This is a genomic window from Tannerella forsythia 92A2 (assembly GCF_000238215.1).
Classification (GTDB): Bacteria; Bacteroidota; Bacteroidia; order Bacteroidales; family Tannerellaceae; genus Tannerella; species Tannerella forsythia.
On sequence record NC_016610.1, the window covers coordinates 225,285 to 247,434 of the forward strand.

Genomic DNA, 22,150 nt, shown 5'->3' on the forward strand with positions numbered 1-22,150 from the left:
TTATGACTATGATAAAAAACATTGTATTCGATATGGGAGGCGTGCTGGTAGACCTCTCGCGTGAGCGTTCCGTCCGTCAGTTCAAGGCCTTGGGAGTCAGCGACGCGTCCGACCTCATCAATCCTTACAGCCACAACGGACTGTTCGGTTCGCTTGAAAACGGTGACATCACAACGCTCGAATTCTGCCGACTATTATCCGATCATTGCGGAAAAGAACTTCACCCCGATGCCATCCGTGAAGCATGGAAGAGCATGGTCAATCCTGCGCCCGTCTATAAGCTCGATTATATTCTGGAACTCCGTAAACAATACAAATGCTACGTGCTGAGCAATAACAACGATATGATCGTGGAATGGGCAAAAACGAGCGACTTCTCCGAGGCCCGCCGCCCGATTTCCGACTATTTCGACCGGATGTATTTCTCGTACGAACTGAAATGCATGAAACCCCATCCCGAAATTTTCCGGAAAATGATCGCCGACAGTGGCATCATCCCCTCCGATTCTTTATACATTGACGATGGCATACAGCATCTCGAAACGGCAAGGTCGTTAGGATTCGTAACCTTGCTTGCCGAAAACGGCAAAGACTGGCGAGCCGATGTCGACCGATGCCTGAAACAACTTTGATCTCGGCACTCGTTGTACCTTCTCACCGTATCTGCAGAAAGCAAAAAATCTATGCAAATCATTTGCATATTCAGGATTTTTTCACGAATATTGCATGTTTAAATCGGATGAGGTGAGATGATGAATGAAGATGCATTATGAATCTGAAAGATAGAGAATTAAATAAATGGATAGAACGATACTCCCGGCCACTTCTTGAAAGGGCGCGATATTTACTTTCAGACAAAGAGGATGCGATGGATATGGTTCAGGAAGTTTTCATCACAGCGCATTCGGCATATCATACGTTTCAGGGTAAAAGTGATCCTCTCACGTGGTTGTACAATATCCTCCGTAACAAAACAGCAGATTTTTACAGGAAGAAATACAAAGCTCCATCCACCATAAGTCTGTCTCATTTTTTTGACGAAACAGGCTTTTGGAAAGATGGAAATGTGCTCAACTATTGGAATGATGACACCGATCATCTTACAGACAATACAGAATTTAACGACACTTTGGAAAACTGCATAGATCGCCTTCCGCCCAAATGGAAGCTTCTCGTAAAATTATATTACCTCCAGGAAAAGAAAGCCATCGAGATTTGTCAGGAAATTGGACTTACAACGACTAATTTATGGAAAGTATTGCAACGGAGTCGTTTGCAATTGAGAGAATGTTTGGAACGAAACTGGTTTGAACAATAATGAATGCAACATTAAATAAATGGATACACCTTCTCATTCTGCCATGTAGCAAAGCTACTTTGCTGATTGAGAGAGAGACTGCGGGAGAACTCTCATTTGTAAAAAGAATACGGTTATCGCTTCATCTGTATTTTTGTAAATGGTGTCGTGCCTATTACCGAAAAGTAAAACAGTTAGACCGTATTTTACGAAATAAACGGAAAGAATACACAAAAGAATCTTTTCATACTAATGAAATCCAACTATTTAAGGAGAACATAAAAAAAAAGATGCATTTTTAGTCTTTTCTTTTGTCAGGATTTTAAAGAATCGGCGACTAAAGTAACGAAACAAATTTCCAATAATGGTTATTTGAACTCTTTATAAAAACTGACAAATGAATAAAAGACATATTATCTTTATTACAATTGCTGTAACACGATTTCTCAAATCCATCGCGGACTCGTTGTTCCGAAATGGGAAATTCGTTCTTATTCAAGCAAAATATATCGACTGCATGGCTGTTCGTCCGGTTTACGATACCGTATTCTCGAAAAAAACGGAATCTATCGAAACAGCAATTTGCATTCCGATGAGGAATGCATGCTCAAGTCATGTTTTTACGGATAACTATATTCAATCATATATTAACCAAAACCCTAATTTTATTTATTAAATTCTTAGTTTATATGAAAAAAAATCAGATGAAAGCCATGATTTTGGCGGGTGGAATTGTATCCTCATGTTTGTTTGTTTCGTGCGATAAGGCTGACGACAAAATGGAAAAAGGTTCGGAAAAAAGGACCATTTCTTTTGAAAATGTCGTCGCAGTGAAAGATTTTGTAGAGAGCGGTTTTTTCAAAGGCGAAGGAGATGAAAAAGTAAAAGAACCGATCATTCTACCAGGGAGCTCCGTAAGTTTCAAATTTCATGCCGGTAAAACACAGGCTTTGATGTTTGCAACAATGTACGGTGCGTCAAAAGATTGGTTCTTTGCATCACAACAGCCAGGTATTAAGCTATATGATGAACAGGGAAAAGCAATGACCGGAGACGTATCCTCGTACGTGAAACTATGGGATAACGGCACGAAGAACGACCAAACAGGGGCCGTCGAGTCCAAGCCGGTTATGGAAGTAAACGGAGTGAATGCAGCCCAATTGATGAAACTCAGTTTGAATTACAATGAATCTTCATCCGAATTCACATTGACCATATCCAACATCTCGAAAGGTACGAAACATGAAACTCCTTTTTCCCCGGGCGTTTGGGCCGTTTCTAACTATAACGGAAAAAAATTATTGGCTGAAATGCCTTTTTTTACCCCCGGAAAAGTTTCCAATCCTGAAATTACGGCTATCGCTCAAATGGGGAAGATTGATAAGATGTTGGCAAAACTGAAGGCAAACACGGGGATTATGACCGGTATATCTCCTGCTTTGGTCGTTGTCTATTCCGGAACGAAGAACCCAATATATGAATTGGGGAAAAAAGATAACGGAATGGGATTGAAAGAGCTGTCTCAATCGGGAAATATGGAAAAAATCATGAATTCACTGAAAAAGACGGCCGGAGTCAAAAGGGTTTATGTTGCAGGTAATACCCCTGTAGCACCCGGACAAAAAATAATGACCGGTTTTGAAGCAATGAAAGGTGACAAGATTGCGTATGCTACCATGTTCGGTTTTTCCAATGACTGGTTTTATGCCAATGAAAAAGAAATATCAGCCTTATATAAAGGAAATGTTACTTTACAAACGGCTTTATTGGACTCGGGCACAGGGGTCGATCAGTATCCCGGAGCAGGAAATAAACAGGCTCTTTTCGGAGGGACTCCGGAACAAGAAAGCATGCCGATATCCATCGTTGGAAAGAAATTTCCCGTACCGGAAGTAAATCAGGTGCTTAAAATTACGATTGAATAGATTTTCTTACATTTATAAAAAGAATATGGACAAGAGGGTAATCGATTGAAGTTCACCCTCTTGTTTATTTTACTTCATACCTTGTCTTTATTCAAAACACCTTATAATACATAAACGTTCCATTTGAAGCAGGGCTAAATCCTTATCGGATATTCTGACCTCAATTTTTATCCGTTCGTATATAAAAAACAGTTTTCCCACCTCTAATTCACACAAAAATTACTACAATTTATTCTAAAACCACTTTAAAAGTGATATAAAGACACGAATCGATTGATAAAAGCCAAAGCCATAACAGACTAAAAAAATACCAACTTAATCAAAAAAGGCATATTTCTTTATTTTTTTTTGAAAAAAGTCGAATTTAATGATAAAAATAATAATTTTGCAAGCAGTATCAACAATCAAACAGAAAGGAGTCGATTAATATGGAAAAGAAAACAAAATACCTTTATGGAGCGGCAGTACAAGGTATCCAAGGATTTATCTTTCAGACCAACAAACTTCGCGAGATTGTTGGAGCCAGCGAGTTAGTTGAGGAAATTTGCACGGATATGTTCGTGGATTTATTCCCTAAGGTTGGCGTAAAATACGAGGATGAAAATTGCATTCTTCATGCCGCCGGAAATATCAAATACATCTTTGACAATGAAGACGAATGTAATAAGATCGTACGTGTCTTTCCTAAAATGGTTGCCGAATTTGCCCCGGGTATCACGGCAAGTCAGGCTGTGGTAAAGATGGAAAGAGAGTTTTCCGAATTTAAGGATGCTGTTGGGGAGTTGGAGAAACGTCTTCGTGTCCAGCGGAATAAGCTCATGCGTAGCGCCACGCTCGGATTGATGGGCATTCAGCGTAGTCGCCAAACCGGATTGCCTGTGGTGTTAAAGCCTAATGATAAAGGAAAAAATGACCTGATAGATGCGAGTACATGGGCGAAGCTTTATGAGATTGACAAAAAGAACAATCAAGTAAGAAAGAAAACGAACCTGTCTCTATGTAAGAAAGCTTTTTGCAAAACAGATGAAGAAAAAGAATTGTTGAAGCATGAGCAAGTAGCTTACGATATCGAAAAAATCACTAAAAACAATGACTGGATTGCCATTATTCATGCCGATGGTAATGGACTGGGACAGATTGTGCAAGCAATAGGAACAGATACACAGAAGTTTAAGAAATTTTCCGAGTCTTTAGATAAGGCAACGCAAGCGGCAGCTGTGAAGGCTTATGATTCGGTAAAAGGTAGATTTGATAAAAGTAAATTTATTCCCATTCGCCCCATCGTTCTTGGTGGCGATGACTTTACCGTAATTTGCCGTGCAGACCTCGCTTTGGACTATGCGACTGAATTTATTAAACAATTCGAGGAAAAAACAAAATTTGTTGCAGAGCACAAGGATAGATTAGGTTTTGACCATTTGACTGCTTGTGCCGGCATTGCCTACATAAAATCGTCTTTCCCGTTTTATTATGGTTATGCGTTGGCGGAAGTATTGTGTTCAAGGGCAAAAAAAGATGCAAAAAAAGATTTGAAAGAAGACGAGCTTCCAAAATCTTGCCTGATGTTCCACAAAGTGCAGGATTCTTTCACCGAGGATTGGGATGCGATCATTAGGCGGGAACTTTCTCCGCAAAAAGATATTAGTTTTGAGTTCGGTCCGTATTATGTGAAAGAGAAGAAAGATGAGACAAAATGGCTTGTTTCAGACTTGACTGAAAAAACAAAACAGTTTGAAGGAAAAGAAGGCAATGCCGTCAAATCGCATCTTCGCAATTGGATATCGCTACTGCACGACAACCCCGATATGGCCGTTCAGAAATTGGAGCGACTGAAGTCCATGATGCCGGATACAGAGACCGGGAAAAAACTATTGAATATGATAAAAGATGTAACCAATAATGATTGTGTCCGCGATAAAAACATAGTCTATCCCGTTTATGACATACTCACCATTCACACCATCAACACTCAGAAAACAAAGGAGGAATAATTATGGATTTACATTATCAAATACAATTTCATACCGATTGGCATTGCGGTAGCGGATTGGCGGCCGGTGCAGATTTGGATGCACTAGTAGTAAAAGACAAGGAAGATTTGCCGTTTATCCCCGGCAAGACCATCAAAGGGTTGGTTCGCGAAGCGGTTGAAGATATGCGAAGCATTCAGGGAAAGGGTTCTGATGATAATTTTGCAAACGGGTTCGGATATTTTGAGAGAGAGAAAGAGGATATGAAAAGAGGCTCCATGTTTTTCACCAATACTGAGCTTCCTGAAAATGAGCGTAAAGCCATTGTCGATAATGATACTGCCCGTTTCTTGTACCGTTCCATTTCGAATACGGCTATCGATGAGGAGGGTATTGCCAAAGAGCACAGTTTGCGCAGAATGCAGGTGGTGGTTCCATGCATATTGGAAGGAAAAATTTTGAATATTTCCGATGAAATGAAGAGTGAAATAGAACAAGCCTTGAAATATATCAAACGATTGGGTCAGAACCGCAATCGCGGTTTGGGACGTTGTTCGTTTACGATAATAAAAAAGGAGGAGAAATGACGACCTTACAATTTAAATGTACCTTGCTTTCAGATGTGATACTCAATCAGAAAGCGGCAACGGAAGGCCCGAATCAGACTTTGGACTTTATTCCGGGCAGTAATTTTTTAGGGATCGTTGCGAGCAAGTTATATCCGAAAAAAGAGGACGAAAAAGCGTATCAGGAAGCCTTGAACCTGTTCCATTCCGACAAAGTGCGTTTTGGTGATGCGCACCCTTCGGGCAGTGGAATACGCGGTTTGAAAATCCCGGCGTCCATGTTTTATCCGAAGTTGAAAAAACCAAACGACGAATGTTATATCCATCATTTGATTCCCGAAAATCAATTGAATAGTGATGCATTCAAGAAAAAACAAATCAAGCAATGTCGTTCCGGATTCTATCTGTTTGATAATAATCAAGCGAATAAAGTAAAAACCGACACCAATTTTGCTATCAAATCGGCCTACGATAAAGAGAAACGCCGTTCGAAAGACGAACAGATGTTTGGTTATGAATCACTGCAAAAAGGTTTGGAACTTTATTTTGAAGTTGAAGTAGATGATGAAGCTTTGGCAGAAACAGTCAAAAAAGCACTGGTCGGCAAAGATAAACGTATTGGACGTTCCCGCTCTGCACAATACGGGTTGGTGAGTATTGAGGAGTTTGATTTCACGGAACAAAAATCAAAAGCAGCAACCAATGACGAGGTCACTGTTTATGCCGACGGACGTTTGATCTTTCTGGACGAGGAGTTCGGATTACCAACATTTTGTCCTACAGCAGAACAATTGGGATTTTCAAAAAAGGATAAAATCCTTTGGGAGAAATCACAGATCCGCACTTTCCAATATGCTCCTTGGAACTTTACCCGACAATGTTTTGATGCAGACCGTTGCGGCATAGAGAAAGGAAGTGTTTTTGTCGTAAAGACCGCAAAAAAAGAGTTCAAATCACAATATGTGGGTTCTTATCGAAATGAAGGCTTTGGCAAGGTGATTTACAATCCGGAGTTTTTAGAGGTCAAAGATCCTTCAACGGGATTGGCAAAGTATCAGATTCTTCCGTATGAAGATGTAGAAAAGAAACGACCAAGCGTTTCATTATCAGGCACGCCTCTCTTGAACTATCTGGAAGCACAACAACAAATGGAAAAGCGTGAGCAAGAGGTTTACCAAAAAGTCAATAAATGGGTAGGGGATCATAAAGCTAAATTCAAAGGTGAATTGTTCGCTTCGCAATGGGGCGCTATTCGAAGCATCGCGATGACACATAAATCATTGGAAGATTTGAAGAAGGAGCTGTTTGAAAAGACGGTCACACATAATGGGAAATCCATTTCCGCAGCATACTTGACCCATGGTGTGGCTGCCGATAAGTGGAATGAGAGAGGTCGTAAGAAGGCTTTGGAAGATTTTATGAAGGATCTAGATGATAATAATGCACAGATGGCGGTGATTAATCTTGCGGCTGAAATGGCAAAAAAATGTAAGGAGGATAGACAATGACAACAATAATTAAACCGACAAAATACACGCATCGTTTTTTAGCCAGATTGGTTATCGAAGCGAAAACTCCTTTGGCCATAGGTTCCGGCGAGAAAGATATCATCTCCGATGCCTTGGTTGCAACCGACGTGAACGGTCTTCCGTATATTCCGGGAACTGCAATCGCGGGTGTGGTGAGAAGTTTATTGAAGCAGGAAGAGGTCGATACGGATACATTCTTTGGCTTTCAAAGTAAAAATCAAGGAGAAGGTTCTCAAATCATTTTCACCGAAGCCAAAATCCTTAACTCTAAAGGAGAGGTGGTGGATGGGCTGAATCTTGAAGCCATAAAAACGGATTCATTGCTGAAAAACTATGCCGAATTACCCATACGTCAACATGCAAAGATAAGCGACAAAGGAACAACCGTAGGAGGAGGCAAATTTGATGAACAGGTCGTATTTGCCGGCACACGTTTCTGTTTTGAAATGGAAATGGTTTCCGACGGAACGAATGAAAGAGCATTTGAACAGGTATTGGAACATCTTCAATCTCAAGTGTTTCGTATTGGAAGTGGTACACGTCGCGGTTTTGGAGAAATAGAAGTAAAAGAACTCCGTACCGCCGAGTTGAACTTGAAAAATAATCTTCAGAGTTATCTTGACAAGTCAAGTAATTTGCAAGAGTCTTCGACTTGGACGGGATGGAAAGAAAGTACTTCGGACAATAACTTGCAGAATGGAGATTGGATCAAATACAAACTAACTCTTTGCCCTGAGGATTTCTTCCTATTTGGCAGTGGCTTTGGCGACGATGAGGCGGATATGACGCCTATGAAAGCTCAGAAAGTGGTATGGAAAAAAGGCATTGGAACACTAAAAGATAACCTCGTTTTGATTCCTGCCACATCTGTGAAAGGAGCCTTGGCACACCGAGTGGCCTATTATTACAATAAACTGAAAGAGGTGTTTGCCGATAAACTATCCAAGGGAGATTATGAGCAACATGTTGGAAAAAACAATGCCGCCGTCAAAGCCCTGTTTGGATCCGAAGGCGAAAGGGTGGATGGGAAAATGAAAAACCAATTGAGGGGAAATTTGATCTTTTCAGACATCATAGAGAAGCCTTTGCATGATAAAATTTTGAATCATGTTTCCATCGACCGTTTTACGGGTGGTGCCATTGATGGCGCGTTGTTCAGCGAAAAAGCGACGTATGGAAAAGACACGGAATTCACAACGGAAATTCTTTTGCATGAAAAAGCGGTAAAAAGATTGATAGAAAAAGAAAATTCAGACTTTAAGGAAGTGCAGCAGGCCTTCGAATCAGCTTTGAAAGATATTTGTACCGGCATGTTGCCTTTGGGCGGTGGCGTAAACCGGGGCAACGGATGTTTTACCGGCATACTAAAACGAAATAACGAAACGATTTACCCGAAGGAGGAACAATAATGGAACAAATAGAAAAATCAACCTATCAGGGCTATCTATGGTATAGCGATAAAGATCAACCGAAAGTGTTGAATAATGTAGATTCTGAGATAACATTGGATGAAACTAAAAATCCATTCGTTATCGAAGGTCAGTTGTTTGACGGTAAACGGTCCATCAGCATAAAATATGTGGACGGGAAATATATCGTCAAAAAATATGTTTTGGCCGAACTTCCTAAAGAAGATTTTACTGAGCAATCCTTGCTTGCTCATAGGATGAAAGATGTCAAATCCTTGAATTTTAGACAATATTGGCGGGAACAAGAAGACGAGTTATGCGATGGGAAGAAGGTTCTGCAACCCGCGGAATTGGTATTTGTTGGATTAAAAAAATAAGGAGCAATAATTATGTCAACGATAAAAGCACCGTTTAATTTTGTACCGCTATCGGAAAAGGTCTTTTTCCCGGATTGGGCAGATCAAATATCTCAAGATATTCCGTTCTCAGACGGATTGAGTGGTACCATCGAATTGAAAATCACCGCTGAATCGCCTATCTTCGTCCGCAATGGGCACAATAGAGAGGATAAGGAGGCAAAGAATGCTGACTATAAATCATTCAGCAAAACGCCTGACGGGAAATATTTCATTCCCGGAACATCCATTAAAGGAGCGATTCGGAATGTGCTGGAGATTATGAGTTTTGGGAAAATGAGTAAAGTAGCAGATAATCGGTATAGCATTCGCGACTTGCAATTAAAAGAGTACATGTCATATTTTCAAAATACAGACATACATTGTGGTTGGATGACAAAAAACAGAGATGTTGTTACAATTACAGATAACGGAATACCGAGACGTATTTCGCATTCTTTGATCGATGAAAAATTATCAACCGATTTTTGTCAGAAATTCTCGGATAAAGATTTTTTAAAGAAAGATTCAAATCGTTCATCCTTGTGTAAGTATAAGCTGGCTCATGGGAAACAACTTTCATATAGGTTTTCTGACGTTCCATTGAACCCGAAGAATGTAGTGGATAAACGCATCAAAGTAAAATTTGATCTAAACGGAACCGAAGGAACAATCGTTTTTACTGGCCAACCGAGTTTCAGAAAAGCAGCGGTAAAAAATGCTGATGGAACAATCAGGCAAAAAGCTTCCGGAAAATTCTATGAGTTTGTATTTCTTGAAGAATCCGGAAGAGAATTTACTTTAAATTGTGAGGAAGAAAATGGTGTTTACATGGATTTTTGCTTTGTATATAAAGATTCGGAAGAGTGGAAATTTTGGAAACGAAAATTAGAGAATGGTGAAAGAATTCCAGTTTTCTTTTCTTTGAAAGACAATACATTGGTGCATTTTGGCTTGTCTTATTTATACAAACTACCATATATAAAGCGGATTAAAGATTATCTGTCTGATGAGCATAAGAAAAACCAATTAGATTTATCCGACTGCATTTTTGGTACGGTAGACAAAAAATCGTCTTTGAAAGGTCGTGTGCAATTTTCCAATGCTTTCTGTGTGAAGGGAAAGCCTTGTTCAGAGATGATGAATCCGTATATGGGTAGCCCCCAACCAACTTATTACCCAATTTATCTGAAACAGAATGGAAGTGACGGTATTATGCAAAAAGACAATAAGGGAATCCTTTTTTCCACGATGTTAAAAGAAAATGCAGAGTTGAGAGGTTGGAAACGTTATCCTATTCAGGAGAATTGGCAAGAGTCGTTTAATATTCCGGAAAATCAAGATAACAATACTAATCCGTTTTATCCAATGGAAAAGGGAGCGGAATTTGCTTGTAAATTACGTTTCTTTAACCTTAAAGAGATTGAGTTGGGAGCTTTATTGAATTCTGTTTCATTAAATGAAGGATATTACCACTCAATTGGTTTTGCTAAACCGTTTGGATATGGAAAGATTTCTATATCCATAGAAAATATACATCCTTCACATAATATAGATATCCAGGAATATAAACAAATATTTGTTGCTTTTATGTCAGAAGAAGTTGATAATTACCAGCGGTCTGAACAATTAAAAGAATTGAAATGTATGATGCGTCCTCAAAATTTGACAGTTCCTTTGGAATATATGGAATTAGGAGAATTTGTAGAACACAAAAAACAACACTTCAAAGAAGGTCGGAATCAAACATTTGGTCAATATCAGCAGAATTATTCGGTTCTAATTAAGAAACAGGTTCAACAGCCTATAACCAAAGTTGCTATTTCTACAGCCAAAGTTTCTGTTTGGCAAGGTCAATTTAAACAGGCAAAATTGACAGAAGGAAAGGATTTAACCAATAAGACACTGATTGTCAATGACAAAAAAGCAAAATTAAAGATTGGTGATTTGATTGAAGTTAAGGTAGTTAAGAAGGGAGGGAATGTTGAAAAGTTAGAGTATATCAGAAAGAAATAATGAAAAATAGAGTTATATGAAGCGCGTTTTTTTAAAATATTCCTGTGAAAAAACGTAGGATTTATCCGCATTTTTTTTCAAGGAAAAAAGAGAAATAAAGAAATCACTCTTGGATTTCCTCATGCTATTGAGTTGGCTTTCAATTCCGGATGGTTTGAATACAAAGCGGCTAATATGCTGAACCATTGGAAACGCACAAAGAATATTTGCATGAATTGCCGTTTCCCTTTCAAAACCAATGTTGACAAGAATGAGGTAGATATCATTGTAAACGCTGGTAACAAACTGTTGTTTGTGGAATGTAAGACGCAAATCAATAAAACGACCGACATTGACAAGTTTAATTCCGTTGCGAAGGCGTACGGTGGAACGGCCAAGACTGACGCGACGCCGTCGACCGATGTCTTAAACAACTTTGATCTCGGCATCCATCGTACCATCTCGCCATATCCGCAAGAAACAAAGAGAAAGACACCGTTCGCCGGTTACGATCTCTGGTTCAACCGTTTCGTCAAAAATTCCTGCAAGATCAGCGCATGATTGCTAGTTGCGTTTTTCGAAGCATAAAGTAATGTGACCGTTTGTTGCCCACGAAGCCGATCGATAAACTCTTCGACTGCAGGATTTTCACTCAACTCCTGCCGATATTTCTGCACAAACTCCGCCCAATGTCCTGTTTCGTCCTGATGAAACCATTGTCGTAAGGGCGGGCTCGGTGTGATATCCTTCGCCCATGCGTCGTAAAGTAACTGCTCTTTTCTGATGCCTCGTGGCCATAATCGGTCTACCAAGACTCTAAACCCGTCCGACGCTTCTTCCGGATCAAAAACCCTTTTTATTCGAACCTGTATCATATCTTCATCCTATATGGTTATGACTTTATTTGATCGTTTTTGACACTAAGATACCATATCCCAAGTAGCAGAATCTTGAACACGAACCGTGCCGGATAGGACAAATGTTCCACGGCATGCTGCGTTTGGGTGTACTTGCAATTCAGGTTACGTGTTGATCGGCCGCACCTCGATGAGCTTCTCGATTGGGAGGAGAAACTTGTTTCCGCTCTTGACGTAGCGGAGATCGGTCGTAAAGTCGCAGTAATTCGGTCTTTGTTCTATCTGTGCCATAATGGAATTTGTTTTACACCCCAAAGATAGCACATATTTCGTTGATATGCAATAAAAAAATAATTTTCACTATGTAAAAAAGTCACTGATGCGCATTTCAAAGATGATAATGACAGATAGCGGACAGGTTGGAGCAAATCCGCTCAAATACCGTTTCTGTTTATCGGTTCATCGAGTATAAGTCCTTTATATTTCGTTCTCTTTTTCCGAAAAACTCTTGAGCATTTTTCCGCGGAAAGCCCTCGTCCAACAGGGTGTCGTGCTGGGCGAGTGCGACGAGATAGGTCTGCGGAAAGATGTGCGCGTGGACATCAATGACGTTCTGTGACATGATGTTTTGAGCTGTAACGGTCATGAGTCAGGAAAGCCGACATAAATGACATCACAGTCCGCAATATTCACTAAAAGCTTTTTGATGGCCGGAGGTGATTTCTTGTCTTTCATCTCAACGCTTGAGCGTGATTGATGGTCAGTCCAGTCAAGGTCCGCAACAGTGTCCGGATATTCCCGATTTGATTTTTATCCGTTCGTGTATAAAAATCTCGGCTTTTTTATCTATGTTTGCAACTTGGTATCGTTTACGGAGTTCATGAACGGGATAGAAAATAAAATAAAATCGTTAAGGGAAGAGCTGGAGCAGCACAACTACAGGTATTACGTGCTTTCCATGCCGACGATTTCCGACAAGCAGTACGATGAAATGATGAAGGAGTTGCAGTTTCTCGAAGAGCAACATCCCGCGTTTTTCGATCCCCATTCGCCCACCCAACGTGTAGGAAGCGATTTATCGAAAGAATTTGAACAGGTGCCCCATCGCTATCCGATGCTCTCGTTGGGAAATACGTATTCGAGAGAAGAAGTTCGGGATTTTTATGAACGGACAGCCCGAACACTCAACGAACCTTTCGAGATCGTCGCCGAACTGAAATACGACGGTACTTCCATCTCACTGATTTACGAAGACGGCCGGTTGATGCAGGCCGTTACCCGTGGCGACGGAATACGTGGTGACGATGTGACGGCCAATGTGAGAACGATCCGGTCGATCCCGCTGAAACTGCATGGAAAAGATTATCCCCAACGGTTCGAGATACGCGGAGAGATTGTTCTTCCGTGGACGGAATTCGAGCGACTGAACAAAGAGCGCGAGGCGCAGGAAGAGCCGTTGTTTGCCAATCCGCGCAATGCGGCGTCCGGCACGTTGAAACAGCAAAACCCTCAGATCGTAGCGGCCCGACGGCTTGATGCGTATCTCTATTATATGCTGGGCGAGGAATTACCCGCCGACGAGCATTATGGGAATTTGCAAAAGGCACGTACGTGGGGATTCAAAGTATCCGAGGAACTTCGTGTCTGCCGTAATCTGCAGGACATAAACGATTATATTGCCTATTGGGACGTGGGACGAAAAAACTTGCCGGTTGCGACGGACGGTATCGTACTAAAAGTCAATTCACTGAAACAGCAGCGTTTCCTCGGGCATACGGCCAAGAGTCCTCGCTGGGCCATCTCGTATAAATTTCAAGCTGAGCGCGCCGAAACACGTCTGACGTCCGTCTCCTATCAGGTGGGACGGACAGGCGTTGTCACCCCAGTTGCCAACTTGGACCCCGTTCAACTGGCCGGAACAGTCGTCAAACGCGCATCGCTGCATAATGCCGATATCATTGCCGGACTCGATTTGCATATCGGCGACCGCGTATATGTCGAGAAGGGCGGAGAAATTATTCCGAAAATCGTTGGGGTAAATACGGAAGCACGTCCGATGTTGATGGGCGATAAGGTCACCTTCATACACCATTGTCCGGAATGCAGGACGGCCTTGATACGCCCCGAAGGAGAGGCGGCGCATTATTGCCCGAACGAGCGAACGTGTCCGCCTCAGGTGAAAGGGAAGATCGAGCATTTCGTGACACGCAAAGCGATGAATATCAATATGGGGCCTGAGACGGTCGAAGATTTGTATCATGCCGGTTATGTGCGTAACGTGGCCGATCTGTACACCCTCCGCACCGTCGATCTGTTACGTCTCGAACGTTGGGCGGAGAAGAGCGCGCAAAACCTGATGGACAGCCTTGAAGCCTCGAAACAGGTACCTTTTGAGCGGGTGCTGTACGGTCTGGGGATTCGGTATGTGGGAGAAACCGTTGCCAAACGATTAGCGTATGCGTACGGCAGCATGGAACATCTGGAACAGGCTTCGCTCGAATCGCTCATACAGACGGACGAGATCGGCGAACGGATTGCACAAAGCGTGATCGATTTCTTCGCCGACGAACGCAATCGAAACATGATCGACCGACTGAAGGAATACGGTTTGCAGATGGCTTTGCAGGAAGATGCACCGGCTACACGCTCGGAGAAATTGAATGGACTGGCATTTGTCATCAGTGGTACGTTTACACGCCATTCGCGCGATGAATACAAAGCCATGATCGAGCAAAACGGTGGAAAAAATACGGGTTCTATTTCCGGGAAAACCGACTACCTCCTTGCCGGAGCCAACATGGGGCCGGCCAAATTGGCCAAAGCCGAAAAAATGGGAATTAAAATTATCAATGAAGAGGAATTCTTAAACATATTAGCGGAATGATTCTGACAAGACACTTTTTATACAAGAAAATCAAATCACTGGCGCAAAAAGCTCTGATACGGGCACATTGTTACCGTTCGCTCGACGATGTGCGGTATATCCTTTTAATGTGTGAAGCAAGAGACTGGAAAGCGGTAGAGCCTTGTGTCGAAACGCTCAAGGCCATGAAGAAAACCGTGCACGTCTGCGTTTATACGCGGAAAGACGAGGAGACGCCGATATGGGATTACGCTTACCTGCTCGTAGAAGAAGGGAAAGACATCAATATCTGGAGTTTCCCCGACAAGAATTTATGCAAACAGTTGAACGGTCTGTCGGTGGATATGTTGGTCGACCTGACGAGCCATGAGGCGCCGATCATGCGCTATCTGATGCTGCAACATCCCTCGTCTTTCAAAGTAGGAGCCAAGCGATCTTCCGAAGTCAATATGTACGATATGTCTATCGTCATGAAAGACGGCGTGTACGATATTCCTTTTCTGTTCGGGCAGATACTGATCTATCTACAATCCATTCGTTCGAGATAAACAGGAAGAACCGGATATTACTTATGGCTACAACCGACTTAAGCGGGATGGGCGTTGCCCTGATCACACCTTTCAGACAAGACGGAAGCATCGACTACGAGGCTTTGCTCAGATTAGTCGAGTTTCAGATACAGAACGGTACGGATTATTTGGTCGTGCTGGGAACGACGGCAGAGACTCCGACACTGACGGAAGAAGAAAAAGGGCTAATCGTACGGAAAGTCGTGACACAAGTGCGGCGTCGCATACCGATTGTGTTGGGTGTCGGCGGGAACTGCACGCAAGTGTTAGTCGACACGTTAAAGCACGGCGACTTTCAGGGTATCGACGCTATCTTGTCCGTAGTTCCCTACTACAATAAACCTTCGCAAGAAGGACTTTTTCGGCACTACGAGGCTGTGGCCGAAGCGACCCCGCTGCCGGTAGTGCTGTATAACGTACCCGGACGCACAGGAGCGAATATGACGGCGGAAACGACCCTCCGGCTCGCTTCTACTTTTAAGAATATCATAGCAATCAAGGAGGCTTCGGGAAACATCAAACAAATGGATGATATCATCAAGCATAAACCAGCTGATTTCCAAGTTATCTCAGGAGATGATGGTATCACATTTCCCCTCATCGCTTTAGGAGCAATTGGAGTTATTTCGGTAATCGGAAACGCTTTCCCCAAAGAATTCGGTCGTATGGTACGGCTTGCGCTCGAAGGCGACTATACGAATGCCCGTGTCATCCACTCGCGTTTTATGGAACTGTTCGAGCTGCTCTTCGTCGACGGCAATCCGGCCGGCGTAAAGAGCATGCTGAACATGATGGGCTTTATTGAGAACAAACTGCGTTTACCACTCGTGCCGACACGCATCACGACGTATGAGAAGATACGTGACGTGCTGCATCGGCTGCATATCCAATGCTGAAACGGCACGCCAGCTGCGGAATAATCACGAAGGTGTGTCAAAACGCAATAACACATCGCGCCGGATGATTCACACGGATCGTAGAAGAAACGCTCATTTGGGCAAATGAAACGCGCGTGTCATCTCAGCCATTTGCTCGTCACTCATTCCCTCCGGTTCATATCCCATGCACTTGCTGTTGATGTAAATCTGTGCCGACTTGCTGAGCGTATCGACCATATCGAAGGCCTCCATAATGTCGGTACTTACCGACACGACACCGTGCTTTTCCCACATCACCACGTCATAGTCATCTAATTCTTTGAGTGTCGCCTCCGCCAAGTCGATAGACGACGGCATCTCGTAAGGGATGATGCCCAGTCCGCGCGGACAGAAAGCTTTTGTTTCCGGAATCATTGACCACAAAAGGCGACTGAGCACATCTTTCTGAAGGAACTTTTTGCTGTGCGACATCGCAATCAACTCAATCGGATGGGTGTGCAACACAGCCTTGTACCCATTTCCCGAAGCGATAAATTTATTGTGCATGGAGAGATGTGACGGCAACTCCGACGTCGGTCTCACCGGACCGTCGGCAATGATCACATACCCCGAACAATCGTCCGTAATCCGAATGACAGAACCGTTCTCCATCGGCCATCGTGCCAGATCACGCATGCGTTTGTTCGTCCCTTTGCAGTAGAAATAACTGCCTTTGAGGTGAGGCAAAGTCAGTCCGATAGGAATCGTCTCGCTCAAAGCCGGCAGTTGACGGATCTCGTCGTCCACCCATTCGGTGATGTTGAGGGTCATATTTCCTCCGTTCCGTTCGGCCCAGCCTTTTTGCCAAAGGTATCCGGCCACTTCGGCCACTTGGCTAACTTCCCGTGCCAGAACAGGCCGATTGTCTAGAATCGATTTCATCTTTATGATGTTTTAATTTGTTTTTATTTCAATAGTTCAGGCAAGAAAGAAGAGAAAACAAGCAGCAGCAGTCCGGCAATCAGCACGGCAATCGTTTGTTTCGAACAACCCTTCCATTCCTTCAGGAGGATGCCCCATACGTTCGAAAAGGTCACGTTGAGCGCCATCAGGATACACCATGAAAAAGTGAGTAATACCGGCGACGCAGACAAAAAGCCTTTGCCAAGACTCAGTCCGAAGAATTGGCTATACCACAAGACACCCGCCAAAGCGCAAAAAAAGAGGTTATTAACGTAAAGACCTGTTTGACCGTAATCGCTCCATGTACGGTTCTTTGCATGCTGATAAAAGCAATAGGCCGCATTCGTCACGAAGCCGCCTAAGGTAACCATCAGGGTAGCCGGTAAGGTCTTGTAAATATCGGCGGTCTGCGTAAAGCACAACGGTTCGCCAAAACCAAGGCCGATACTGAAACAGGCGCTCATAAAACCTGCCGACAACGCCACCATGATACCACGTGTGAAATGAAAATCCTTCACTGACTCCTTCTTCTCTTCTTCGCTGAGAGTCGCCGACTTGAGACTGCCTGCATAACCGATGACCGCTATGCCGGCCAGTGTCACAGCCACACCCGCGATGACCGGCATTGTCAAATCCCCCGGTCGACCGGTGAAGAGAGGAGTAAGAATGGTACCGAGACCGGCACACGTACCTAAGGCGATCGACTGCCCGAGGGCTATGCCGAGATAACGCATCGACAAGCCGAACGTCAATCCTCCGATGCCCCAGAGTATCCCGAAGAAGATGGTCCACAGTGTGGCTCCCGGATTCGCTGCATAGACCTCAACGAGACGATGTCCTTCGGGTACGGCCAACAAGGCGCCAAGTAACGGAAAGATAAGCCAGGCAAAAAATCCCTGCACGAGCCAGAACGACTCCCACGACCATGCTTTCACTTTCCTGATCGGGACGTACGAGCTCGATTGCCCGAAACTCCCTGCGGCGATAATCAGTAATCCGGTAAGTATTTCCATCTTTTTGATTGCTGCCTCCGAAAATTATTTTCGTTTACTCGTTACTGTTTTCTCGTATTGTTCCACTTCGGTGATGTAATCTTCGCCTGCGGGCACTTCCTGTTGGAGGCAGAACATATCCCATACTGCGTTCCACGGCATGCTTTTCAGTTCTTCCTGCAAAGCCAGCCGTTGAAACAGCAGGTCTTTCTCTTCATACTGCCGGAGCTTTTTCTGCGGCTCGAGCAGAGCTAACAGGAACGCTTTCTGTGTGGCGCGCGTCCCGATAACATAAGCACCGATACGATTCATCGTAGCATCGAAATAGTCGAGACCGACATGTACCCGTTTTAAAGCGTCGCAACGGACAATCTCACGGGCAAGGTCTTGCAGATCATCGTTAAGGATAACGACATGATCGCTGTCCCAACGTACCGGGCGACTGACATGCAACATAATTTCCGGCGTAAACAGCAGCATCGACGATATTTTATCGGCAATGCTTTCGGTAAGATGAAAATGACCGGTATCCAGCGTCACGATCTTTTTGTTTTTTACGCCGTAACCAAGGTAAAAATCATATGAACCTACCGTATAACTCTCTAACCCTATACCGAACAACTTTGCTTCGATACAGTCTTTCATGTGTTTATATTTCACCGCGAAAATCTCATCCAGCGACTGTTCGAGCAGTTTCCTGTATTTGAGCCGGTTAACGGGCACTTCCTTGCTACCGTCGTGTATCCAGAGGTTCATGATGCAGGGGTCGCCCTGATATTTTCCCATCGCTTCGCTGATCTGACGGCATCGTTTCGTATGTTCGATCCAGAAATCGCGAATGCCTTTGTCGGGGTTGGCGAGAGTCAGATTTCCGCTTTTGGGATGCGAAAATGACGTCGAGTTGAAATCGAGTTTCAGATGATTCTCCTGGGCCCATTCCATCCAGCTTTGAAAATGCCTCGGTTCTACCTGATCACGATCTGTAACCTCGCCGCCGAAGTCTCCGTAAATCTCGTGCAGGTTCAGCCGGTGTCTTCCGGGAATGAGCGACATCGCTTTGACCAGATCGGCACGCAGTTCGTCAATGTTGCGCGCCCGACCGGGATAATTACCCGTGACCTGAATTCCTCCCGTAAGGCTGCTTCCCAGATTCTCGAATCCATGCACATCGTCGGCTTGCCAGCAGTGCAACGAAATCGACAGTTGTCCTATTTGCGACAAGGCTTTATCCGTATCGACACCGATCGCCGCATAACGTTCTTTTGCGATCTCATACGATTTCTTGATTATCTTTTCTTCCATAATATTATGATATGTTTGTTCGTTGTACAATATAGCATTTTTTATCGTGTTGTTCCTTCGGGATGATACGTTTTTACGGCAAACGCTTGTGCGATGATCCGGCGCATCTCCCAGCGGTCGCTTACGAGTCCGGCCGCTTTGGCTTGCATCATGCAGTTACCGATGGCTGTCGCTTCGGACGGGCCGGCTACGACGGGGATGCCCAGCGTGCGAGCCGTCAACCGGTTCATCAGGTCGTTCTGCGATCCTCCCCCGATGATATGTAGTTTTTCGATCGGGAACGGAGCCATTTCCGAAAGTTTCTCCGTTACTTCGGCATAACGATGCGCGAGACTTTCGAAGATACAACGGATATATTCGGCATCGGTCGAAGGAGACGCCATCCCTTTTTCGCTGCAAAGAGCTGCGATGGCTTGAGGCATGCTCGACGGGTTGGCCAGACGCGGATCGTCGGGAGAAATGATGGCTTGCACCTCTCCGACACGTTCCGCCATATCCACCATTTGCGGATACGTGTAGGTACGCCCCTCCTTTTCCCATTCCTTGCGGCATTGTTCGAGCAGCCACATACCGGTGATGTTCTTCAGAAAACAAGTCGTTCCCTCGACGCCTCCCTCATTCGTGAAGTTCTGTTCGAACGATTCTTTCGTCACGATCGGCGCCAAAGTCTCGATGCCCATCAGGCTCCAGGTACCACTGCTCAGATACGCAAAATGCGGGTTCTCCGCCGGGACGGCAAGAATGGCCGATGCCGTATCATGTCCGGCAACCGTTACGACCGGCACTTTCCCGATCCCTGTCTCCTTAGCGAGTGCCTCGGTGAGCGTGCCGATCGTCGTACCGGGATCGACAAGCGGATGGAGCAACGAAGGCGAAAGGCCCATAGCTGTCAGCAGTGACGGTTCGAAACGCCGTGTCGCAGGATTCAGCAGTTGCGATGTCGATGCTTCGGTATATTCGCAGACTTGTTTTCCGGTCAGCATGTAGATCAACAGATCGGGAATAAACAGAATTTTATCGGCCTGCGCAAGAGGAGAGAATGCTTCGGCTTTGGCACGAAACAGTTGGAAGAGGCTGTTGAAATTCATCACCTGAATTCCTGTCATGCCATACACTTTATCGCGCGGAATACGTTGAAAAAACTCATCCGGCGCCCCGTTGGTATAAGGATCGCGATAGGCGCGCGGCAACCCGAGGATCGTACCGTCACGACCGACATAGCCGAAGTCCACGCCCCACGTATCGATACCGATCGACGTGAGCCGGATTCCCTGACGGGCGCACTCGCGCAGTCCGTCCTTCAACGACTCGTACAGGCTGAAAATATTCCAGTAATATCTGCCATGAAGCTCCATGATGGCGTTTGGGAAACGTGTCAGCTCCCGGACCTCAAACTTGTCGCCTTCCAATATGCCGAGCATTGATCGCCCGCTGGTAGCACCCAAATCAAATGCCAGAAAATAATGTTTATTCATGTTCATGATCTCCGAATTTTCCGGACAAAAATAGGTATATTTTTCCAATGATAAACAATTTCGTTCTTTGAGCAGGTATTTTATCTACGCTCTATGCGGCAATGGTCAAATACCGAGCAGCGCGAGCCAGGCGGGGAAATAATCTTTAAGGGCTTGGCGGAGGATCTTAAGAGTTTTCGTGATATGATACTCGATACTTTTGACGGAAAGTCCCAAGTCATCGGCAATTTCACGGTGACTCAGGCGCTCGTATTTGCTGCGGATAAAGATGTGGCGCGACTGTTCCGGAAGGGAGTCGAGTGTTCTTTGTATGATGGTTTGTATCTCCTCGGAGAAGAGCTGCTCCGGGTTACAGGCTTCGAGGGTAGAGATACGCACGTTCAACTCCCAGTCTTTATGCTCCGAGAGCATTCGCTTTACTTCTTGATGCTTTTGTTCTCGTCGCAAGTGATTGATACATCTGTTCTTTACGATGGTCAGCACATAAGCCGGAATATTCATTTGATGTGGCAGAGCGGAGCGGTTTTCCCAATAGTACATAAGACTGTCCATTACGATATCTTCCGCTGTGGCCGTGTCGCGCACATAGGTACGCGCAAAACGGATGTATCGTTGACGGTAGTCGTGATACAATCGGTCGAAGTCATTTATATCCGTTCTATTTTCCACAGTTCAGGTCAAAGATTCAAACATCCGTACGGGAGAAGAAAGAAGTTGTTTTTCACTTATTTCTCCCTTACGAATACCTGTTTGCCGATCTCATTGTACGAAAAGAAATGGGCGTATTACATCGGAGAGGAGCGCTTCCTGCCTCCTCTCTCTCGGCCGTTCAGAATGGCAGATCGTCTGCCGGATCGGAAGGGGGTATTTCCGGTGGCGGAAGCGGTTGATCGATCGGTTGCATTCCTCCCGATTCGTTGTCCGGCTCCACTCGCCACGCGCGTATATCGTTATACCATCGTCCGTTGTATTCACGACAGTCGATATCGAACGAAATTTTCAGATCCTGTCCTTCCTGAATGTTAAACTGGTCGATCCGGTCTCCCCACAGGTTGAACATCATTTTACGCGGATACTGGGCATTCCGGTCGTATTCGATCACATACTCCTGTTTTTTCCATGTTCCGTTCTTTCCTTCGCCCGTTTGAATCGGTTGAACGACGATTATTTTTCCTCTTACTTCCAT

Annotated in this window: 22 protein-coding genes and 1 pseudogene; 13 read left to right on the forward strand and 10 right to left on the reverse strand. The window is 44.3% G+C overall.

Annotated elements, in window-relative coordinates:
- Positions 1 to 8 precede the first annotated feature (8 nt).
- The 10 genes from BFO_RS00900 (at position 9) to BFO_RS00955 (ending at position 11,647) form a co-directional block, all read left to right on the forward strand.
- Positions 9 to 632 (forward strand): HAD family hydrolase, encoded by a 624-nt coding sequence (locus tag BFO_RS00900; protein ID WP_157755262.1) that lies wholly within the window; start codon positions 9 to 11, stop codon positions 630 to 632.
- Positions 633 to 769: 137 nt separating this feature from the next.
- Positions 770 to 1,318 carry an RNA polymerase sigma factor gene (locus BFO_RS00905; RefSeq protein ID WP_014223670.1) on the forward strand — a complete coding sequence of 183 codons (549 nt, stop codon included), beginning with the start codon at positions 770 to 772 and terminating at the stop codon, positions 1,316 to 1,318.
- Between the two features lie 683 nt (positions 1,319 to 2,001).
- Positions 2,002 to 3,222 (forward strand): spondin domain-containing protein, encoded by a 1,221-nt coding sequence (locus BFO_RS00920; RefSeq protein WP_231964389.1) that lies wholly within the window; start codon positions 2,002 to 2,004, stop codon positions 3,220 to 3,222.
- Positions 3,223 to 3,650: 428 nt separating this feature from the next.
- Positions 3,651 to 5,213 carry a Cas10/Cmr2 second palm domain-containing protein gene (locus BFO_RS00925; protein WP_014223674.1) on the forward strand — a complete coding sequence of 521 codons (1,563 nt, stop codon included), beginning with the start codon at positions 3,651 to 3,653 and terminating at the stop codon, positions 5,211 to 5,213.
- 2 nt (positions 5,214 to 5,215) lie between these two features.
- Positions 5,216 to 5,779, forward strand: coding sequence for an RAMP superfamily CRISPR-associated protein (locus BFO_RS00930; protein ID WP_041590526.1), 564 nt, complete (start codon positions 5,216 to 5,218; stop codon positions 5,777 to 5,779).
- A complete protein-coding gene (locus BFO_RS00935; protein ID WP_041590527.1) occupies positions 5,776 to 7,266 on the forward strand; it encodes a hypothetical protein in 1,491 nt (496 codons plus the stop codon). The genes BFO_RS00930 and BFO_RS00935 overlap by 4 nt, the downstream gene beginning before the upstream one ends.
- Positions 7,263 to 8,696, forward strand: coding sequence for an RAMP superfamily CRISPR-associated protein (locus BFO_RS00940; RefSeq protein ID WP_014223675.1), 1,434 nt, complete (start codon positions 7,263 to 7,265; stop codon positions 8,694 to 8,696). Before BFO_RS00935 ends, BFO_RS00940 begins: the two co-directional genes overlap by 4 nt.
- On the forward strand, positions 8,696 to 9,073 hold the full coding sequence (locus BFO_RS00945) for a TIGR04423 family type III CRISPR-associated protein (protein ID WP_014223676.1): 378 nt from the start codon (positions 8,696 to 8,698) through the stop codon (positions 9,071 to 9,073). The genes BFO_RS00940 and BFO_RS00945 overlap by 1 nt, the downstream gene beginning before the upstream one ends.
- Before the next feature lie 12 nt (positions 9,074 to 9,085).
- Positions 9,086 to 11,107 (forward strand): TIGR03986 family type III CRISPR-associated RAMP protein, encoded by a 2,022-nt coding sequence (locus BFO_RS00950; RefSeq protein WP_014223677.1) that lies wholly within the window; start codon positions 9,086 to 9,088, stop codon positions 11,105 to 11,107.
- Between the two features lie 210 nt (positions 11,108 to 11,317).
- On the forward strand, positions 11,318 to 11,647 hold the full coding sequence (locus tag BFO_RS00955) for a DUF1887 family protein (RefSeq protein ID WP_231964029.1): 330 nt from the start codon (positions 11,318 to 11,320) through the stop codon (positions 11,645 to 11,647).
- On the opposite strand, the gene BFO_RS14700 is transcribed toward BFO_RS00955, so the two are convergent.
- The 4 genes and pseudogenes from BFO_RS14700 to BFO_RS16520 all read right to left on the reverse strand — a co-directional run.
- Entirely contained in the window at positions 11,593 to 11,961 is a 369-nt protein-coding gene (locus BFO_RS14700) for a DUF488 domain-containing protein (protein ID WP_046825640.1), read from the reverse strand. The genes BFO_RS00955 and BFO_RS14700 overlap by 55 nt on opposite strands.
- A 147-nt stretch (positions 11,962 to 12,108) precedes the next feature.
- A complete protein-coding gene (locus BFO_RS16345; protein WP_014223679.1) occupies positions 12,109 to 12,234 on the reverse strand; it encodes a hypothetical protein in 126 nt (41 codons plus the stop codon).
- 160 nt (positions 12,235 to 12,394) lie between these two features.
- Positions 12,395 to 12,565 (reverse strand): hypothetical protein, encoded by a 171-nt coding sequence (locus BFO_RS00960; protein ID WP_155642384.1) that lies wholly within the window; start codon positions 12,563 to 12,565, stop codon positions 12,395 to 12,397.
- Positions 12,566 to 12,585: 20 nt separating this feature from the next.
- Positions 12,586 to 12,681, reverse strand: a pseudogene (locus tag BFO_RS16520) (flavodoxin); the annotation flags it as partial.
- 142 nt (positions 12,682 to 12,823) lie between these two features.
- Here BFO_RS16520 and ligA point away from each other — a divergent pair.
- Genes ligA through dapA form a run of 3 tightly spaced genes read left to right on the forward strand, consistent with a single transcriptional unit; the run spans position 12,824 to position 16,271 of the window.
- Positions 12,824 to 14,827, forward strand: coding sequence for an NAD-dependent DNA ligase LigA (ligA, locus tag BFO_RS00965; protein WP_041591011.1), 2,004 nt, complete (start codon positions 12,824 to 12,826; stop codon positions 14,825 to 14,827).
- Positions 14,824 to 15,354, forward strand: a complete 531-nt coding sequence (locus BFO_RS00970; protein ID WP_014223681.1) for a DUF6913 domain-containing protein — start codon at positions 14,824 to 14,826, stop codon at positions 15,352 to 15,354. Before ligA ends, BFO_RS00970 begins: the two co-directional genes overlap by 4 nt.
- 23 nt (positions 15,355 to 15,377) lie before the next feature.
- Complete coding sequence (gene dapA, locus BFO_RS00975) at positions 15,378 to 16,271, forward strand: 4-hydroxy-tetrahydrodipicolinate synthase (protein WP_014223682.1); 894 nt, start codon at positions 15,378 to 15,380, stop codon at positions 16,269 to 16,271.
- A gap of 93 nt (positions 16,272 to 16,364) precedes the next feature.
- On the opposite strand, the gene rhaD is transcribed toward dapA, so the two are convergent.
- The 6 genes from rhaD to BFO_RS01005 all read right to left on the reverse strand — a co-directional run bounded on the left by rhaD (position 16,365) and on the right by BFO_RS01005 (position 22,150).
- Positions 16,365 to 17,174, reverse strand: coding sequence for a rhamnulose-1-phosphate aldolase (gene rhaD / locus BFO_RS00980; protein ID WP_014223683.1), 810 nt, complete (start codon positions 17,172 to 17,174; stop codon positions 16,365 to 16,367).
- A gap of 23 nt (positions 17,175 to 17,197) precedes the next feature.
- Positions 17,198 to 18,208 carry an L-rhamnose/proton symporter RhaT gene (locus BFO_RS00985; RefSeq protein ID WP_014223684.1) on the reverse strand — a complete coding sequence of 337 codons (1,011 nt, stop codon included), beginning with the start codon at positions 18,206 to 18,208 and terminating at the stop codon, positions 17,198 to 17,200.
- A gap of 24 nt (positions 18,209 to 18,232) precedes the next feature.
- Entirely contained in the window at positions 18,233 to 19,489 is a 1,257-nt protein-coding gene (locus BFO_RS00990) for an L-rhamnose isomerase (protein WP_041590530.1), read from the reverse strand.
- A 41-nt stretch (positions 19,490 to 19,530) separates the two neighbouring features.
- Positions 19,531 to 20,964 (reverse strand): rhamnulokinase, encoded by a 1,434-nt coding sequence (locus tag BFO_RS00995; protein ID WP_041591012.1) that lies wholly within the window; start codon positions 20,962 to 20,964, stop codon positions 19,531 to 19,533.
- 105 nt (positions 20,965 to 21,069) lie between these two features.
- The gene (locus BFO_RS01000) at positions 21,070 to 21,633 is read right to left on the reverse strand and encodes an RNA polymerase sigma-70 factor (protein ID WP_014223687.1); all 564 of its coding nucleotides are present in this window, start codon (positions 21,631 to 21,633) and stop codon (positions 21,070 to 21,072) included.
- 160 nt (positions 21,634 to 21,793) lie between these two features.
- A complete protein-coding gene (locus BFO_RS01005) occupies positions 21,794 to 22,150 on the reverse strand; it encodes a DUF3127 domain-containing protein (protein WP_014223688.1) in 357 nt (118 codons plus the stop codon).

Excerpts from the sequence above, each read along its gene's own strand:
- BFO_RS00900 (WP_157755262.1), top strand. The coding sequence starts at position 9 with ATGATAAAAAACATTGTATTCGATATGGGAGGCGTGCTGGTAGACCTC.
- BFO_RS00905 (WP_014223670.1), top strand. The coding sequence starts at position 770 with ATGAATCTGAAAGATAGAGAATTAAATAAATGGATAGAACGATACTCC.
- BFO_RS00920 (WP_231964389.1), top strand. The coding sequence starts at position 2,002 with ATGAAAGCCATGATTTTGGCGGGTGGAATTGTATCCTCATGTTTGTTT.
- BFO_RS00925 (WP_014223674.1), top strand. The coding sequence starts at position 3,651 with ATGGAAAAGAAAACAAAATACCTTTATGGAGCGGCAGTACAAGGTATC.
- BFO_RS00930 (WP_041590526.1), top strand. The coding sequence starts at position 5,216 with ATGGATTTACATTATCAAATACAATTTCATACCGATTGGCATTGCGGT.
- BFO_RS00935 (WP_041590527.1), top strand. The coding sequence starts at position 5,776 with ATGACGACCTTACAATTTAAATGTACCTTGCTTTCAGATGTGATACTC.
- BFO_RS00940 (WP_014223675.1), top strand. The coding sequence starts at position 7,263 with ATGACAACAATAATTAAACCGACAAAATACACGCATCGTTTTTTAGCC.
- BFO_RS00945 (WP_014223676.1), top strand. The coding sequence starts at position 8,696 with ATGGAACAAATAGAAAAATCAACCTATCAGGGCTATCTATGGTATAGC.
- BFO_RS00950 (WP_014223677.1), top strand. The coding sequence starts at position 9,086 with ATGTCAACGATAAAAGCACCGTTTAATTTTGTACCGCTATCGGAAAAG.
- BFO_RS00955 (WP_231964029.1), top strand. The coding sequence starts at position 11,318 with ATGAATTGCCGTTTCCCTTTCAAAACCAATGTTGACAAGAATGAGGTA.
- BFO_RS14700 (WP_046825640.1), bottom strand. The coding sequence starts at position 11,961 with ATGATACAGGTTCGAATAAAAAGGGTTTTTGATCCGGAAGAAGCGTCG.
- BFO_RS16345 (WP_014223679.1), bottom strand. The coding sequence starts at position 12,234 with ATGGCACAGATAGAACAAAGACCGAATTACTGCGACTTTACGACCGAT.
- BFO_RS00960 (WP_155642384.1), bottom strand. The coding sequence starts at position 12,565 with ATGTCACAGAACGTCATTGATGTCCACGCGCACATCTTTCCGCAGACC.
- ligA (WP_041591011.1), top strand. The coding sequence starts at position 12,824 with ATGAACGGGATAGAAAATAAAATAAAATCGTTAAGGGAAGAGCTGGAG.
- BFO_RS00970 (WP_014223681.1), top strand. The coding sequence starts at position 14,824 with ATGATTCTGACAAGACACTTTTTATACAAGAAAATCAAATCACTGGCG.
- dapA (WP_014223682.1), top strand. The coding sequence starts at position 15,378 with ATGGCTACAACCGACTTAAGCGGGATGGGCGTTGCCCTGATCACACCT.
- rhaD (WP_014223683.1), bottom strand. The coding sequence starts at position 17,174 with ATGAAATCGATTCTAGACAATCGGCCTGTTCTGGCACGGGAAGTTAGC.
- BFO_RS00985 (WP_014223684.1), bottom strand. The coding sequence starts at position 18,208 with ATGGAAATACTTACCGGATTACTGATTATCGCCGCAGGGAGTTTCGGG.
- BFO_RS00990 (WP_041590530.1), bottom strand. The coding sequence starts at position 19,489 with ATGGAAGAAAAGATAATCAAGAAATCGTATGAGATCGCAAAAGAACGT.
- BFO_RS00995 (WP_041591012.1), bottom strand. The coding sequence starts at position 20,964 with ATGAATAAACATTATTTTCTGGCATTTGATTTGGGTGCTACCAGCGGG.
- BFO_RS01005 (WP_014223688.1), bottom strand. The coding sequence starts at position 22,150 with ATGGAAGTAAGAGGAAAAATAATCGTCGTTCAACCGATTCAAACGGGC.